The organism is Streptomyces sp. NPDC039609 (assembly GCF_055596705.1).
Genome location: NZ_JBVIUJ010000003.1, coordinates 241,618 through 256,540, shown reverse-complemented (window position 1 = coordinate 256,540; position 14,923 = coordinate 241,618). Strand labels below are relative to the sequence as shown.

At 70.1% G+C, this 14,923-nt stretch carries 15 protein-coding genes; 6 read left to right on the top strand and 9 right to left on the bottom strand.

What is annotated here, in order from left to right:
* Positions 1 to 101: 101 nt before the first annotated feature.
* From ACZ561_RS10325 to ACZ561_RS10305, 5 genes are all read left to right on the top strand, one after another.
* The gene (locus ACZ561_RS10325; RefSeq protein ID WP_470991979.1) at positions 102 to 1,457 is read left to right on the top strand and encodes a hypothetical protein; all 1,356 of its coding nucleotides are present in this window, start codon (positions 102 to 104) and stop codon (positions 1,455 to 1,457) included.
* 180 nt (positions 1,458 to 1,637) lie between these two features.
* A complete protein-coding gene (locus tag ACZ561_RS10320; RefSeq protein ID WP_470992966.1) occupies positions 1,638 to 2,069 on the top strand; it encodes a DUF6325 family protein in 432 nt (143 codons plus the stop codon).
* A 6-nt stretch (positions 2,070 to 2,075) separates the two neighbouring features.
* Complete coding sequence (locus ACZ561_RS10315) at positions 2,076 to 2,357, top strand: SHOCT domain-containing protein (RefSeq protein ID WP_470991976.1); 282 nt, start codon at positions 2,076 to 2,078, stop codon at positions 2,355 to 2,357.
* A 262-nt stretch (positions 2,358 to 2,619) separates the two neighbouring features.
* A complete protein-coding gene (locus ACZ561_RS10310) occupies positions 2,620 to 3,024 on the top strand; it encodes a DUF7144 family membrane protein (protein WP_470991973.1) in 405 nt (134 codons plus the stop codon).
* 313 nt (positions 3,025 to 3,337) lie between these two features.
* Positions 3,338 to 3,667: a hypothetical protein gene (locus ACZ561_RS10305; RefSeq protein ID WP_470991970.1), complete on the top strand. Its 330-nt coding sequence runs from the start codon at positions 3,338 to 3,340 to the stop codon at positions 3,665 to 3,667.
* Positions 3,668 to 4,150: 483 nt separating this feature from the next.
* Here the strand turns inward: ACZ561_RS10305 and ACZ561_RS10300 are convergent, their stop codons facing one another.
* From ACZ561_RS10300 to ACZ561_RS10285, 4 genes are all read right to left on the bottom strand, one after another.
* Positions 4,151 to 5,569, bottom strand: a complete 1,419-nt coding sequence (locus ACZ561_RS10300) for a DUF2252 domain-containing protein (protein ID WP_470991968.1) — start codon at positions 5,567 to 5,569, stop codon at positions 4,151 to 4,153.
* Positions 5,566 to 6,012 carry an FAD:protein FMN transferase gene (locus tag ACZ561_RS10295; RefSeq protein ID WP_470992963.1) on the bottom strand — a complete coding sequence of 149 codons (447 nt, stop codon included), beginning with the start codon at positions 6,010 to 6,012 and terminating at the stop codon, positions 5,566 to 5,568. Before ACZ561_RS10295 ends, ACZ561_RS10300 begins: the two co-directional genes overlap by 4 nt.
* Before the next feature lie 528 nt (positions 6,013 to 6,540).
* On the bottom strand, positions 6,541 to 6,696 hold the full coding sequence (locus ACZ561_RS10290) for a hypothetical protein (protein ID WP_470991966.1): 156 nt from the start codon (positions 6,694 to 6,696) through the stop codon (positions 6,541 to 6,543).
* A 72-nt stretch (positions 6,697 to 6,768) separates the two neighbouring features.
* Positions 6,769 to 7,737: a LysR family transcriptional regulator gene (locus tag ACZ561_RS10285; RefSeq protein WP_470991963.1), complete on the bottom strand. Its 969-nt coding sequence runs from the start codon at positions 7,735 to 7,737 to the stop codon at positions 6,769 to 6,771.
* A gap of 101 nt (positions 7,738 to 7,838) precedes the next feature.
* Between ACZ561_RS10285 and ACZ561_RS10280 the strand changes: the two genes are divergently transcribed.
* A complete protein-coding gene (locus ACZ561_RS10280) occupies positions 7,839 to 9,032 on the top strand; it encodes a metallopeptidase domain-containing protein (protein WP_470991961.1) in 1,194 nt (397 codons plus the stop codon).
* 63 nt (positions 9,033 to 9,095) lie between these two features.
* Here ACZ561_RS10280 and ACZ561_RS10275 read toward each other — a convergent pair whose 3' ends face one another.
* Genes ACZ561_RS10275 through ACZ561_RS10255 form a run of 5 tightly spaced genes read right to left on the bottom strand, consistent with a single transcriptional unit; the run spans position 9,096 to position 14,733 of the window.
* The gene (locus ACZ561_RS10275; protein WP_470991960.1) at positions 9,096 to 10,067 is read right to left on the bottom strand and encodes an ABC transporter ATP-binding protein; all 972 of its coding nucleotides are present in this window, start codon (positions 10,065 to 10,067) and stop codon (positions 9,096 to 9,098) included.
* A complete protein-coding gene (locus ACZ561_RS10270) occupies positions 10,064 to 11,059 on the bottom strand; it encodes an ABC transporter ATP-binding protein (protein ID WP_470991957.1) in 996 nt (331 codons plus the stop codon). The genes ACZ561_RS10275 and ACZ561_RS10270 overlap by 4 nt, the downstream gene beginning before the upstream one ends.
* Positions 11,059 to 12,045, bottom strand: a complete 987-nt coding sequence (locus ACZ561_RS10265; protein WP_470991954.1) for an ABC transporter permease — start codon at positions 12,043 to 12,045, stop codon at positions 11,059 to 11,061. The genes ACZ561_RS10270 and ACZ561_RS10265 overlap by 1 nt, the downstream gene beginning before the upstream one ends.
* A complete protein-coding gene (locus ACZ561_RS10260; protein WP_470991951.1) occupies positions 12,042 to 12,968 on the bottom strand; it encodes an ABC transporter permease in 927 nt (308 codons plus the stop codon). The genes ACZ561_RS10265 and ACZ561_RS10260 overlap by 4 nt, the downstream gene beginning before the upstream one ends.
* Positions 12,969 to 12,981: 13 nt before the next feature.
* Positions 12,982 to 14,733 carry an ABC transporter substrate-binding protein gene (locus tag ACZ561_RS10255; RefSeq protein ID WP_470991948.1) on the bottom strand — a complete coding sequence of 584 codons (1,752 nt, stop codon included), beginning with the start codon at positions 14,731 to 14,733 and terminating at the stop codon, positions 12,982 to 12,984.
* Positions 14,734 to 14,923: the final 190 nt, after the last annotated feature.

The window sequence follows — 14,923 nt, the reverse complement described above, 5'->3', positions numbered from 1 at the left end:
GCCGCGTCCGCCGGTCACTCCGACGGTCCCCGAGAGTTCGCGCATGGCCGCGGTCAGGGTTCTGCTGGCATCGAACCCACAGGCATACGAGAGGTCGCGCCATGCCGAACGACGGATCAGCGGGCCCCGGCGGGGAACCGGTCGCGTCGAGCGCCGGCGACGGGCGCTCCGAGCTGGAGCGCCTACGGGACCGTGTCACCACTCTGGAGGCCGACAAGGCGGCCCGCGCGCCTCATCACCGGTGGCGGTCCTTCTTCTCCGCGCTGCTCATCATCATCGGCTGCATCCTCGCCCCGCTGGCCGCTGTCGCGGCCTGGACCGCGGACGAGATCGGCGACACCGACCGCTACGTCGACACCGTCGCCCCGCTCGCCTCCGACCCCGACATCCAGGCGGCCGCCGCGAACCGGGTCACCAACGCGGTGATGGAACACATCGACCTGCCGACCCTGCTGGAGGGCGTCGCGCCCGCTGACCGGCCGCTCGCCGAGAAGGCACTCGGGAAACTCGGCGACGCACTGGAGAACGCCGTGCGCAGCTTCGTCCACGACAAGACGCAGGAGATCGTCTCCTCCGACTCCTTCGAGGACTTCTGGACCGAGGCCAACCGCCGGATCCACGCGGCCGTCGACAAAGCCCTGACAGGCAGCGGCGGCGGCGCGGTGAAGATCAACAACGACTCGGTCACCGTCGACCTCGGCCCGGTCGTCGACCAGGTCAAACAGCGCCTCATCGACGACGGAATGACCGCGGCCGCCAAGATCCCCGAAGTGCACACCGACTTCACGGTGCTGCGCGCCGACGACATCGGCAAGGTCAAGACGTACTTCAAGATCCTGCAGATGGCCGGGTTCTGGCTGCCCGTGCTCTCCGTGCTGCTCATCGCCGCCGGGGTCCTGCTGTCCACCCACCGCCGCCGCGTTCTCGTGGTCGCCGCACTCGCCTTCGCCTTCGCCATGCTGCTGCTCGCCGGTGGCCTGACCGTCTTCCGCGTGGCGTACCTGAACGCGCTCCCGGACACCGTCTCGCAGCCCGCCGCCGAGTCCGTCTACGACACGCTCACGCGCTACATGCGCACCACGGTCCGTATGGCGGTGACGGTCGGCGTGGTGGTCGCGCTGGCTGCCTGGCTGAGCGGTCGGGGCCGACGGGCGACGTTCGTACGGCAGGCGTGGCACTCCGGCATCGGCTCCGTCCGCGCCACCGCCGACCGCGCGGGTATGCGCACGGGCCCGGTCGGGCCGTTCATCCGGCGCCACCGCAAGTGGATCACCTGGGTCCTGGTGGGACTGGCCGTACTGACGTCCATTCTGTGGAGCTACCCGACGGCCCTGGTCATCGTCGGCATCGTAGTGGTGTGGCTCCTCGTGATGGCCCTGGTGGAATTTCTCGCGGGGACCCCGGAGGAAGAAGGCACACGGTCGACCGGCGTTCCGCCGGTGCAGCCGACCAGCTGAGGACGGTTCGCCCCACAGAATGTGCGAGGGAGCGGGCGGGGTGTTGGACTGGCGGGGAGGGCTCTCCCGTCGCTGTACCGACGGCCGGCATCGCCCGCCATCAGCGGCCGGGCCCAGCCCCTGACCTCTACCCGCTCGTGAGGAGTGGCCGTGAGTGAAGAGCTTGCTGATCCGGAAGAGATGGGGCCCGTCGACTACCTGATCGTCGAGTTCCCCGGCAACCGGATGACGGGTGAGGGCTTCCCCCTTCTCCTCGACCTCGTCGACCGAGGCGTCATTCGCATCCTTGACCTCGTCTTCGTCCGCAAGGACGAAGACGGGTCGGTCGTCGGCGCGGAATTGAGAGATCTCGGTGACGAGATGGACCTCTCCGTCTTCGAGGGCGCCTCGTCGGGGCTGCTGGACCAGGAGGACATCGACGAAGCCGGTGCCGCTCTGGAGCCGGGGAATTCGGCCGGCATCCTCGTGTACGAGAACGTCTGGGCCGCCCCCTTCGCCCAGGCCATGAGGCGCAGCGGTGCGCGACTCGTGGCGAACGGCCGCATCCCCGTCCAGGCCCTGCTGGCCTCCCTCGAAGCCGCCGAGGCCGCGGGCACACCATCTGGGAGATGATCGAACATGCCAGGACTTCTTCGTGGCGTCGCGCGCACAGCCGCGGTCGCCGGAACCGCCACAGCGGTGTCCAACCGTGTGTCACGGAGGCAGGCGGGCCGATGGGCGGAGCAGGACGCTCAGCAGCAGCCGCAACAGCCCCAGGCAGCCGCTCCGGCACCGCCGGCACCGCCTCCTGACGAGATGACCAGCACCATCGACAAGCTCAAGGAGCTGGGTGAGTTGAAAGCCCAAGGTGTGCTGACAGAAGCGGGGTTCGAAGCACAGAAGCGCAAGATCCTCGGCTGACGCGGACGTGGGGGAGCACGACGGGGCGCCCGCCGTCACGGCGCTGTTCGTGGCCACAGGTGTACGGCAGCCGAAACGTGGGATGGTCTGCTGACGCCTGGGTCGGCCACTCTCCAGAAGCCGTTCGGTGTTTTGGCGCCGGACGGCTCCGAGATGCGCAGCGGGCCGTGGAGAGCGATGTTGGAAGTGACCCGATCGGCCGAACGGAACCCGTCCGGTCCATGCGGACCTCCCACACGATGGAGCGGTCATGACGAGTCAGATGAGCGCCGCCCGTACCGGCGGCGCGGCGAAGCGCGGAAGCGGCTGGCTGGTTTTCGCTGCAGTCATGATGATCTTCGGTGGCCTGATGGCCATCTTCTCGGGCATCGCCGCCATTGCCAACGACGATGTGTTCGTGGCCACCCGAAACTACGTCTTCCAGTTCAACCTCACGGGATGGGGCTGGATCCATCTGATCCTGGGGATCGTGATCGTTCTCGCCGGACTGGCACTGTTCCAGGGCGCCACCTGGGCCAGGGTCGTCGGTGTGTTCCTGGCGGGTCTCGGCATGATCGCGAACTTCCTCTGGCTGCCGTACCAGCCGTTCTGGGCGATCGTGTTGATCGCCATCGACGCCTTCGTCATCTGGGCACTGTGCGCGGCCCCCAGTCCTTCGGAGCACTGAGATCAGGCCGCCGCCTTCACGTCGCGGTTCGAGCCGGCGGGCCGAGCCTGCGGCACCCGCGGGTCTCCGTATGGGTGGGCCGCCGCCAGTCGACGATGGGGTCCTCTCGGACAGCGGTCGCATCTCCCGGCGAGGGCGGCCGAGAGCCCGTGAAGCACGACGTGAGGTGTGGCCGACGGTCAACCCGCCATTTGTTGGGAGAGGTGGCGTAGCGGTGACGACCGGGGAGCGGGATCCAGGGCTGACGCAGCCACCATCCGGTGCCACGATGAGGGGAAGGGGCCTTATTGCCAGGCGCTTCAGGGAGGCGATCATGGGCCGCGAGTATCACTTTCATTGCGAGCATGCCGGCTGCTCGGTCACCGTGGGCTTGCGGATGGGCGGGAGGCGGGAGCTGGAGCTCCTCGTGGACGGGAAGCAGGTCGCCGCCGCCCGCGCCCATGGCCACCACGCCCAGAAGACGGTGATGACCACGATCCTGCCCACCGACCCGCCTCGCGTCATCGAGGTCGAGGTGACGCTCCCGGGCACTCTCGGCGGCGATCCGGCAAGCACCTTGCTCGCGGGTGGCGAACGCAGGCCCATGGCCGCCCGGGAGGTGCCCCGGCGGGCGCGGCCGACGGAGGCCGACTGGTACTCCTGACCGTGTCCGGGCGCCTGAGAAGGCCTGTGAGTCAAGGTCTCCGCCGCCGGAGATGTCTGTGGCTGGGCGACGGGACGGACCGCCACGGAGCTGTGCCGGTGACACGCGTGCGCAGCGCCCGCAGGCAGGTGTCATGCAGCCGGATCCGCAGGACTCGGCTTCCACGCAGGTAGCGCGCTGAACCACCCCGGCGTCCCCGGTATCTCTGCTTGTCGGCCGAGTGGCCAGGGCGGCGTTGGGGTGGTGATGGTGGTGGGCCTGTTCGGCTCGGCTGGGGCACGGTCGCCACAGGCATCCCTGCACGCCGGGATCTTCACGCGGGAGACGCCAGCGGCACGCGGGAGACGCCAGCGGCTCCACCGCACGATCGTCGAGATCCTGGAGCAGCACCCGACGAATGCATCCTCGTGCCGAGAATGTCTGACCAACCGTCAGGATCTTTCCAGGCGCAACTCGTTCACACTCTATCCAGGCACAACTGGTTCACGCGGCTTCCGCGACGAGCCGACCGGAGCGGACCGCCTCGACCAGAGCCTCGTGGTCGTGCTCGTTCTGGTCCGCGTAGCTCTCCGCGAAGTCGGTCAACGCCCGGTCGAACGAGTCGCCGCCGCCCAGGTAGGCCGCGATGGCGATCCGGTCACCCGACCGCGCGTGAGCCCGGGCCAGCGAGAATCCGCACAGCTCGCCGAGAATCCGCACGCCTTCAGGCAGCATCACCGCGGTGTCGATGCTGCCCTTCCAGTCCCGCAACTGCCGGACGTAGAAGTCCCGCTCGCGGCCGTCGATGCCGGTGGCGCGCTCCCAGCCTAGGAAGATGTCGCTGGCGGCCTGCATCAGCCGCTGTCCGGCGACCACGCGCTGCCCCTGGTTGTCGTACTCGCTCTCTCCGGCGTACTCGGCGAGTACCGACCGCTCGGCCTCCTTCACCTGGATGAGCAGCGGATCCTCCTCGTCCCTGCCGAGCATGAGGATGATCCAGCAGCGGGTGCCCACACTGCCCACGCCGACCACCTTGCGCGCCATGTCGACCAGACGGAACTGCGAGAGGAGCTGCCGGTGGTCCGGCCGCAGCGTGCCCGCGTACCGGTCGATCAGCTCGCGGATCTCGTGCTCCAGGGCGGCGCGCTCGACATTGGGGAGCAGGTCGCCGATCGGCACGATGAGCGGCGGGGCGGGGATGATCCGGCGCTCCCCGTCGACGATGCCGGTGAGCTTCTCGAACGCCTGGATGTTGTCCCGGCCGCGGGCCTTCTCCAGGACTTTCGAGAGCTTCCTGCGCTTGCCCTTCCCGAGCTGGTCGGCCACGAGGGCCTCGATCCGTTCCGTCTGGGTCTGGACGTACCAGACGTCGAGGTTGTGCATGCCCGCGAAGGTCCGGATCCACTCGCGGTACGAGCGCACCGCGGCCGATGTGATGTCCGCGCGCTCCTGGTCGGTGAAGCCGTTCTCCCGGCCGGCGATGGCCAGGCTGGCCGCAAGCCGCTTGACGTCCCACTCCCAGGGGCCTGGCAGGGTCTCGTCGAAGTCGTTCACGTCGAAGACGAGGTGGCGCTCGGGAGAGGCGAAGAGCCCGAAGTTCAGCACGTGCGCGTCGCCGCAGAGCTGGGCCCTGATGCCGGTGACGGGGGTGTTGGCGAGGTCGGCCGCCATGGGCGCGGCCGCGCCCCGGTAGTAGCGGAACGGTGACTCCGTCATCCGGCTGCGGCGGATCGGCACCAGCTCCTGGACCCTCGCGGTCGCCTGCCTCTCGAGGATCTCCAGCGGATCGACCCGACGCTGCGAGGGGGAGTACTCGGCGTGGCTCGACCGAGGCACCCGGGCGCGGGCGGCCTTGCCGACCGCAGCGCGCTCACGTGGGCTCGGACGAGGGTGGCCCTGAAGGGACCCGGTGTCGTCGGTCATCGGGATGTCCTCCGTCCTCGGACGAGGTACACGCGTTGCGTTCCGGATCTCCCCGTCCCAACTCTAGGCCGGTGCGGAGACCGGCGCCCGTCCGGTCCGCTCCCGGAGGTCGGGGACAGCGCAACGGGGCAGGAGGTCGAAGCCCATGTCCTGCCGGACTCGACTGGTCGTAGGGGAGCCGCGCACGCGGTGCCGCGGTCGAGGATGTGCACGCCTCGCTCCGTCGTCCCCGAGGCGGCGATCGCGTGGTCCCGTCTCGCCACCACCGACCTCAGCCGCCCGGGGCGCCTGGGGTCGGCAATCTCGGTGCGCCACACGCCGGCGGATCCCGGCGTGCCGCCGACCCGTACATCGCCGCCCGCGTTCAGGCACGCGTCGGTGGCGCCGGCCTCCCGCAGCAGCCGCCACGCCCGCTCGGCGGCCAGCCCTTCACCAGGCCGCACGGATAGGGCCCGGCCGTCGGTCCAGGCGTCGAAGGCGCCCCGGTACTGCCGTGCGCGAGGTCGCACAGTTCCAGCACGCGGCGTACGGCGGGAGTGGTGCTTGCTTGGCTTGACTCCCCGCGCCCCAGGCTGACGGCGCTGTCCGGGAGGAACGGGGAGAACTCCCGGTCGACCTCGTGCAGCAGCGCCACGGCCCTGTCCAGCGCCGGTCTGCAGCCCGGGCGTCGGACGGTGGCGCAGGTGAAGGAGACCACGGTGCCGATCACCGGTTCGGCGTGCCGCCGGGGGCCCGCCGGCCTCGGGCCGGTCCTCTAGAAGAGCCCAAGCGCCTTGGGGGAGTAGCTGCAAAGAATGTTCTTCGAGTGCTGGTGGTACACGCCTCGCGTGGGCGTTGACCAGCGGAAACGGCCATGATTCGGCCAAGCTGCAGGCAGTTGGTCCGCGTACCCGGATCTTGGTCGGTCAGCGGTGGCCGATGGATCACGCCTCATGCTTCCTGCGGCACGGTCGCGATCGCTGGCGGGCAGGCTAGGCGAACGCGAAGACGCAGAGGAGGAGCACTGCGAGAATGGCGAGCGTCTCCCACCGGGTCGCCCACCTGAGCGTGCTCAGCGACAGGGGTCTCCCGGACCGCGAGGCACCTGACCGGTTCGGGGTGGAGTCGTCGTACGTGTCGTCGCTCATCCCGTCATGTTGGCCATGTCGTATCCGGCGGCCGTGTCCTCTCGTCGGTCCTTGTCGCGGCCGACAGTGAACTCAGGTAGCCCCAGGGCCAGTCGCTTGCGGATGTCGGGCGCGCCAGCGCGCGTAAGCGGGGGCGGCGGCGCACGTGCCCCGGTGGCCGGCGGCGACCTGGTGGAGGATGTCGTCGCCGTGGGGAGCGAGCGGGCCGTCCGTGTGCCAGGCCAGGACGTGCCGGTACCACAGGGGGTTGCCGGCCAGGGGGCGTACGGCGGTGCCTGGGACCTCGATGAAGGTGGCCTGGCAGAGGCTGACCGCCAGGCCCGCGCGGACCAGCTCGATGAGCGGGCGGCCCTCGGCCTCGTACGGGGCGAACGGGTGCCGCCCGGCCGCCGCGCAGATCGACGACCAGTACTCGCGGGTCCGGTCGCCGTCGGGACGGGGCACGGCCCAGTCCTCGTCCAGGAGGGCGGTGAGCGGGACCTCTTCCAGCCTTGCCAGCGGGTGAGCGGCGGGCAGCAGGGCGAAGACCGGTTCGGTGGCGAGGGGGTGGAGCGTCACGCCGTCGCGCTGTGGCAGCCGCTGGTCGGGGTGGTCGCCGAGTACGGCCGCCTCCAGCCGGTCCGCCGCCAGTTCGTCGAGGAGTGTGACGGGGGAGTGCTGGCAGCGCGTCGTCACCTGGGCGTCCGGTAGTACGGCCTTGACGGCCAGGACGAGTTGACCGAGGAGGGGCGCACCGACCGAGCCGATGCGGACACGGTCGCAGGCCGACATCCGGCGGGCCGCGCGGGCGGTGTCGGCGATCAGGCCGTCTATACCGGGGAGGACGGAGCGGGCCCGGTCGAGCACCAGCTCTCCGAAGGGCGTGGCGACGGCCCCCTCCTGTCTTCGGTGGAACAGGACTCCGCCCAGCATGGCCTCGATACGGCGCAGTTGGGCGCTGAGCCCGGGCTGGGTCATGCCGAGCGAGGCGGCTGCGCGCGTGAGGCTGCCGGCCTCGGCGATCGCGCACACCACTCGGAGATGGCGTACCTCCAGATCCATGGCGCGGATGTTATGGACCGACGACAGCTTCCGGACACCCTCGCGACAACCGCAAGCTATGTGAAATGTCACACGCCATCCACCCAGAAGGTCGTGATCACGTGAGAGTCCGCCCCACGTTCCTGCCCGTTCGCGCCCTGTTCGCGGCGCCCCTGCTCGCGGTACTGCTGCTGCTCCTGCCCGGCACCGCTCCGATGGCACGTGGGGCCACGGATCCCGTCTCCGCCTGTGCCCTGGACGGCACCACCGGCTGGACGGACGAGGGGCACGACACGGACTGGTCCGTCTTCAAGCGCCCGGCCGGCACCGTTCGCGTCGGCATGATCTTCGTCGACTTCCCCGACGCCCCCGCGACCGAAGGTCCGGCAGATGACGCCGCCCAGCTCACGCCGGGGGCCGACTGGCTGTGGAACGCCTCGTACGGCAAGGCATGGCTCGCCATCACCCAGCACCAGCAGTGGGTGCGGATGCCGCGCGAGTCCACCGACTACGGGTTCGCGCGCGGGCTGACACACGAGACCCACGAGGCGTACCTCAAGGACGCGGTCGCGGCCGCCGACCCGTACGTGGACTTCTCGCGCTACGAGATGCTGTACGTCGTCGCGACGCGGAACGCCGCGGCGATCTCCTTCACGCCCACGTACGTCCATGATCCCGGGACGGCGGGCGTCCGGGCCGACGGAACGCTGCTCAAATGGGCTGTCACCTTCGGTCAGGACATGTGGCACTGGGGGCCCAAGCTGGTGGCCCACGAGACCGGCCATGCCTTCGGACTGCCCGATTTGTACGGTTTCACGGGCACCGATGCCCATCGCTTCGTCGCGGGCTGGGACGTCATGGGGCTCATCGGCGGACGAGGCTCGCAGTTCTTCGCCTGGCACTCCTGGAAGTTCGGCTGGACCACGGACAGCCAGGTCGTGTGCCGGACTTCGGCGGGTAGCGACACCGTGTACCTCACCGCCGTCGAGTATGGCAGCGGAACGAAGATGGCGGTGATCCGCACCGGCCCCGGTACCGCGTACGTCGTGGAGTCGAGACGGGCGGTACAGGCGGACGGCGGTGCCTGCTCGACGGGCGCGCTGGTCTACAAGGTGGACGCCTCCGTCCCGACCGGTCAGGGGCCGGTCCGTGTCGTCGACGCGAAGCCGAACGCCGTTCCGGCCGTCGGCTGCCGTCCCCTGGACGACGCCCCCTTCTGGGTGGGGGAGTCGTTCACCGACGCGACCGCCGGCGTCCGCATCGAGGTGTTGGGCGCCGACGGGTACGGGGAGACCGTCCGCGTCACCAAGTGGTAGCCCCATGAGTGACGGGTGCGACCCGGGACGATCCGTCCCGGGTCGCCCCCGCGTGCCCGGCGTTCAGGGGCTCTCGGGGAAGTGGCAGGCGACCTGGCGGGGCTCGCCCGGGGCGGCGATCCGCAGCAAGGGGACTTCGGTGCGGCAGATCGCCTGCGCCTTCGGGCAGCGCGGGTGGAAGGAGCAGCCGGGCGGGGGGGCGGCCGGGCTCGGGGGGTCGCCGAGCAGGGTGATCCGCTCCCGGGTCCGCTCGGCGACCGGGTCGGGCACCGGGACGGCGGAGAGCAGGGCCCGCGTGTAGGGGTGCGCGGGGGCGGCGTACACCTGTTCCTTGTCGCCGATCTCGACGATCCGGCCCAGGTACATCACGGCGACCCGGTCGCAGACGCGCTTGACGACGGAGAGGTCGTGGGCGATGAACAGGTAGGCGAGGCCGAGTTCGCGCTGGAGGCGCTCCATCAGGTTGACGATCTGGGCCTGGACGGAGACGTCGAGGGCGGAGACGGGCTCGTCGGCGACGACGAGCCGGGGGCTGGTGGCCAGGGCGCGGGCGATGCCGATGCGCTGGGCCTGGCCGCCCGAGAACTCGTGCGGGTAGCGGTCGATGTGTTCCGGGATGAGGCCGACCAGTTCCATCAGCTCCGCCGCCCTCGCTCGCGCCTCGGCGGCCGAACTGCCGTGCACCAGCAGCGGGTCGGAGATGATGCGGGCCACCGTCTGCCGCGGGTTGAGGGAGGAGTGCGGGTCCTGGAAGACCATCTGGAGGTCCTTGCGGAGCGGCTTCAGCTCGCCCTGCGACAGATGGCCGATGTCACGGCCGTCGTAGCGGACGGAGCCCGCGGACGGCTCCAGGAGGCGCACGATCGTGCGCCCGGTGGTGGACTTGCCGCAGCCGGACTCTCCCACCAGGCCCAGCGTCTCGCCGGCGGCGATGTCGAAGCTGACGCCGTCCACGGCCCGGATCGGGGCGGCGCGCCGCCGCCCGGGGTAGGTGGTCGTCAGCTCCCGTACGGACAGGAGGGGTTCGTTCTTCATGGGGCGACGCCTTCGTACGCGGGGAAGTGGCAGACGACCGGACGCCCGGCCGGTCCGCCGAGCGCGGGGCGCTCGGTCTCGCAGCGGGAGCGCTCGTCGGCGGGCGCGGTCGCGGCTCGTGGACAGCGTGGGGCGAACGCGCAGCCCGGAGCCGGGGCGAGGAGAGACGGCGGACTGCCAGGGATCGCACGCAGCGGGGTGTCGTCGTGGTCGTCGAGGCGCGGCAGGGAGTCGAGCAGTCCTCGGGTGTACGGGTGGGCCGGTGCGGCGAACAGCTCGTCCACCGGGGCCTGTTCGGCGGCTCTGCCCCCGTACATCACCAGGACGTCGTGGGCCACCCGGGCCACGACCCCGAGGTCGTGGGTGATCATGACGACGGCGAGCCCGCGTTCCTGTTGGATCCGGGCGATCAGTTCCAGGATCTGGGCCTGGACGGTGACGTCGAGCGCGGTGGTCGGCTCGTCGGCGATGAGGAGCTCCGGTTCGCAGGCGAGCGCCATGGCGATCATCACGCGCTGGCGCATCCCGCCCGAGAACTGGTGCGGGTACTCCCCGGCCCGGCGGCGCGGCTCCGGGATGCCGACCTCGGCGAGCGCCTCGATGGCCCGCTCGCGTGCCCCTCTCCGGCGGGAGCCGAAGTGCACCCGGTGGTGCTCGGCGATCTGCTCGCCGACGGTGTAGTACGGGTGCAGGCTGGAGAGCGGGTCCTGGAAGATCATCGCCATTCTCCGGCCGCGCAGCCGGTTCAGCTCGCGCTCGGGCAGCCCGACGAGTTCCTGGTCGGCCAGGGTGACGGAGCCGGTGACCTCGGCGCCGGTGTGCAGGCCGAGTACGGCGAGCGAGGTCACGGATTTGCCGGAGCCGGACTCGCCGACGATGCCGAGGGTGCGGCCACGCGGGACGTCGAAGGAGAGGGCGTCCACGGCCCGGACGGGGCCGCGCGGGGTCGGGAAGGTGACGGTGAGGTCCCGCACGGACAACAGGGCGGTCATCAGTACCTCACTCGCGGGTCGACGACGGCGTACAGCAGGTCGACGGCCAGGTTGGCGACGACGATGAACGTGGCGGCAAGCAGGGTGACGCCGAGGATGACCGGCTGGTCGCCGGTGGACAGCGCGCCGTAGAAGAGCCGCCCGATGCCCGGAAGCCCGAAGATGGACTCGGTAATGACGGCGCCCGCGAGCAGGCCACCGAGATCCATGCCGAAGATGGTCAGGATCGGCGTCATCCCGGCCCTCAGACCGTGCTTGACGACGACGGTGCGCCGCGGCAGGCCCTTGGCGCGGGCGGTGCGGATGTACGGCTCCGCCATGGTCTCGATCATCGAACTCCGGCTCTGCCGTGCGTACATCGCGGCATACAGGATGGCGAGCGCGAGCCAGGGCAACAGCAGGTTCGAGGCCCAGCCGAGCGGATCGGAGCCGAAGGGCGTGTACGCGGGATAGGGCAGCAGCCCGGCCAGCCGGATCAGCCCGTAGATCAGCATGACCGAGGTGAAGTAGACCGGCAGGGAGGCGGCGGCGACCGCGCCGACCATGAGGACCCGGTCGGTCAGGGTGTCCTTGCGCAGGGCCGCCGCGACGCCCGCGGAGAGTCCGAGGAGCAGCCAGATCACGGCGGCGCCGAGGGCGAGCGAGGCGGAGACCGGGAGCCGGTCGACGAGGAGGTCCCAGACGGCCTGGCTGTTCTCGTACGAGTAGCCGAGGCAGGGGAAGTCGCAGTGCAGGGCGTACTGACCGCTGCCCATGGTGCGGCCGGTGAAGACGCCGGTGACGAAGTCGGCGAACTGCCGCCAGAGGGGGGCGTCCAAGCCCATGTGGGCACGGATCGCCTCCAGGCGCTCCGCGCTGCACGACTTTCCGCAGGCCGCGGCGGCCGGGTCGGAGGGCAGGACGTAGAAGATGGTGAAGGTGACGGCGGCGATGGCGACGAGGACGCCCACGACGCCGAGCAGCCGGCGGGCGAGGTAGAGGATCACGTCCGGCCTCCTCTCGGGTCGAGGATGTCGCGCAGCGCGTCGCCCAGCAGCGTGAACGCGAGCACGGTGAGGAAGAGACAGAGACTCGGCAGGACGAAGTACGTGGGGTCCGTGTCGTAGTAGGCGACGCTCTCGGCGATCATCTGCCCCCATGACGGCGTGGGGGGACGGACGCCGACGCCCAGGTAGCTGAGGGCCGCTTCGGTGGCGATCATCCCCGGGATGATCAGGGTCGTGTAGGCGATGACAGGCCCGGCGACGCCCGGGAGGATGTCCCGGGTGAGGATGCGCCAGGGCCCCGAGCCGCCGACGCGGGCGGCGTCGACGTACTCGCGGTGCTTGAGCGAGAGTGTTTGGCCGCGGACGACGCGGGCGATGCCGGGCCAGCCGAAGAGGCCGATGACCAGGGTCATAAGCACGATCCGGTTCACGTCCCGGGCCACCGACATCATGGCGATCATGAAGATGAGGGAGGGGAAGGACATGGTCAGGTCCATCAGGCGGGAGAGCACCGTGTCGGTGCGGCCGCCGAAGTAGCCGGCCGCGATCCCGGCCGCCACCCCGGCGACCACGACGATCGCGGTGGCGGCGAAGGCGATGAGCAGGGACACCTGGGCGCCGTGCACGATCCGGGCGAACAGGTCACGGCCGGTGACGGGTTCGACGCCGAGCCAGTGGTCGGCGCTGATCCCGCCGAGCGGGCCGATCGGGAGGCCGCCGAGGTAGGGGTCGACGGCCGTCTTGTCGAACTCGTCGGGGCCCCAGCCGCCCAGGGCGCTGAGCAGCGGGGCGGCCACGGCCATGACGACGAAGAGCGTGATCACGGCGAGGGAGATCTTCACGGAGGGGCGGCGGCGCAGCTCGGCGCGGGCGAGCTGCCAGGGACCGCTGCCCGCGCGCCGGGGCGGGGAAAGGGTGGGCATGATCGGCTGACCCTCAGTTCCCGCTCGACGAGGCCGGGTTCTTCAGACCGATCGTCGCGTAGTCGATCTGCCCGCCGAAGGAGGTGTGGCCGAAGGCTCCGGCGACGTTGGTGCCGAGGAGCAGCGGCATGCGCTCGACCACGGCGGGAGCCGTCGGGGCCTTGGCGAGGATCTGACCGTCGAGTTCCTGCCACGCCGTGTCGGCCTGCTTCGCGTCGGCCAGGGCGGCGATCTCGTCCATCCGCTTCATGGTGGGTTCGTCGCGGAAGAGCGAGTGGTTGCCGGAGTTGCCCTTCTCCTTGATGTAGCGGCCGTCGAAGACGAACGGCAGGAAGGTCGAGCCGGAGGGGTAGTCCGGGCACCAGCCGGTGTAGACGAGATCGGTGCGGTTCTTGGTGTCGCCGATGGTGTCGTAGAAGGCGGACGGGTCGACGGTCTCGATCGTGACCTTGATGCCGGCGCGGCCGAGGGACTGCTGGACCGCCTCGGCCACCCCCTTGTCTCCGTTGGAGACGGTGATGCTGGTGGAGAAGCCGTCGGGCTTGCCGGCCTCCTTCAGGAGCTGCTTGGCCTTCGCGACGTCACCGGTCAGCGGGATCTTGAGCGTGTCGGGTTGCTTGCCGCCGTCGAAGAGGGAGCCGGGCATCAGGGCGGAGGCCGGGTCGTTGAGGGCCGGGCCGCCGGAGGCGGTGAGGACGGCCTCCCGGTCGAGCGCGTACTGCACGGCCTGGCGGACCTTGACGTCGTCGAAGGGCGCACGGCCGGTGTGCATCTGCACCATCTCGGTGCAGTTGGTGGACTCGGCGAGCAGGCGCGCCTTGACGTCGGGCTTGGTGAGCACCTTCGGGGTGGACTCCGGACGCAACTTGCCCCAGGACACCGTCGACGCGTCCGCCCCTGAACTCGCGATGAGCCGGTCGTCGATCTGGTTGGCCTTCAGCCCCATGGTCACCACGATCCGGTCCGGGTACGCCTTGCGGACCTGGTCCTTCGCCGGATCCCAGTGGGTGTTGCGCACCAGTACGAGCTGCTTGTCGCGGGCGTACGACTCGATCTTGTACGGCCCGGAGGAGAACGGGCGGTTGTCGTACTGCGTCCCCTTGTCCTGGGCCTTGGGCACGGGGGCGAAGGTGGGCAGGACCGTGGCGTAGGGGAACTCGGCGAAGGGCTTGCGCAGTTCGAAGACGATCGTGTGGTCGTCGGGGGTCTTGATCGAGTCGAGGTGCTTGCCCTGGGCCGGGCCCTGGTAGCCCTCGGCGCCGGCGAGGTAGCGGGCGGCGTAGTCGGGGCCGCCGGGCAGATCGGGCGAGAAGGACCGTTCGACGTTGTACTTGACGTCCTGGGCGGTGACGGGCGTGCCGTCCTCGTACTTCAGGCCCTTCTTCAGGCGGAAGGTCCACGTCTTCGCCCCGTTGGAGGAGGTGCCGAGGTCCTCGGCCAGATCGGGTATCAGCTCGCCGCCCTCGGGACCCGGTTCGGCCTTGTATGTGATGAGGGTGCGGTAGAGCAGCCGGGTGCCGAAGTCCATGTCGCCCATCACCCAGTTGCGGGCGGGGTCGAGGTGGGTGAAGTCCTGGTTGGACAGGACGGTCAGGGTGCCGCCCTTCTGCGGGGTCCCGCCGACCACCGTGCCGTTGTTGGCGGTCACCGGGTTCTTGCCGGGCCGGGCGCCGCCGGTCTTGCCGTCCCCGGAGCAGGCGGTGACGCCGAGGGCGAGGGTGGCGACCAGGGCGGTGGCGAGGGCGGTGTATGTGCGCTTGTCCATCAGTGGGTCACTCCGAGAGCAGTCGGACAGCCATCGAGCGGCTGGAATGTGACCGGTAACATAGTAATGTGAAATTGCACTGACAAGGCGTCAAGGTCGCCGTTACCTATTCGTGGCCATGATGACTGTCGCGTGGAGGCGCGGTCTGCCCCGTCTTTGGGTGGGGACTCTTGGCAGGCGCTGTGCAATG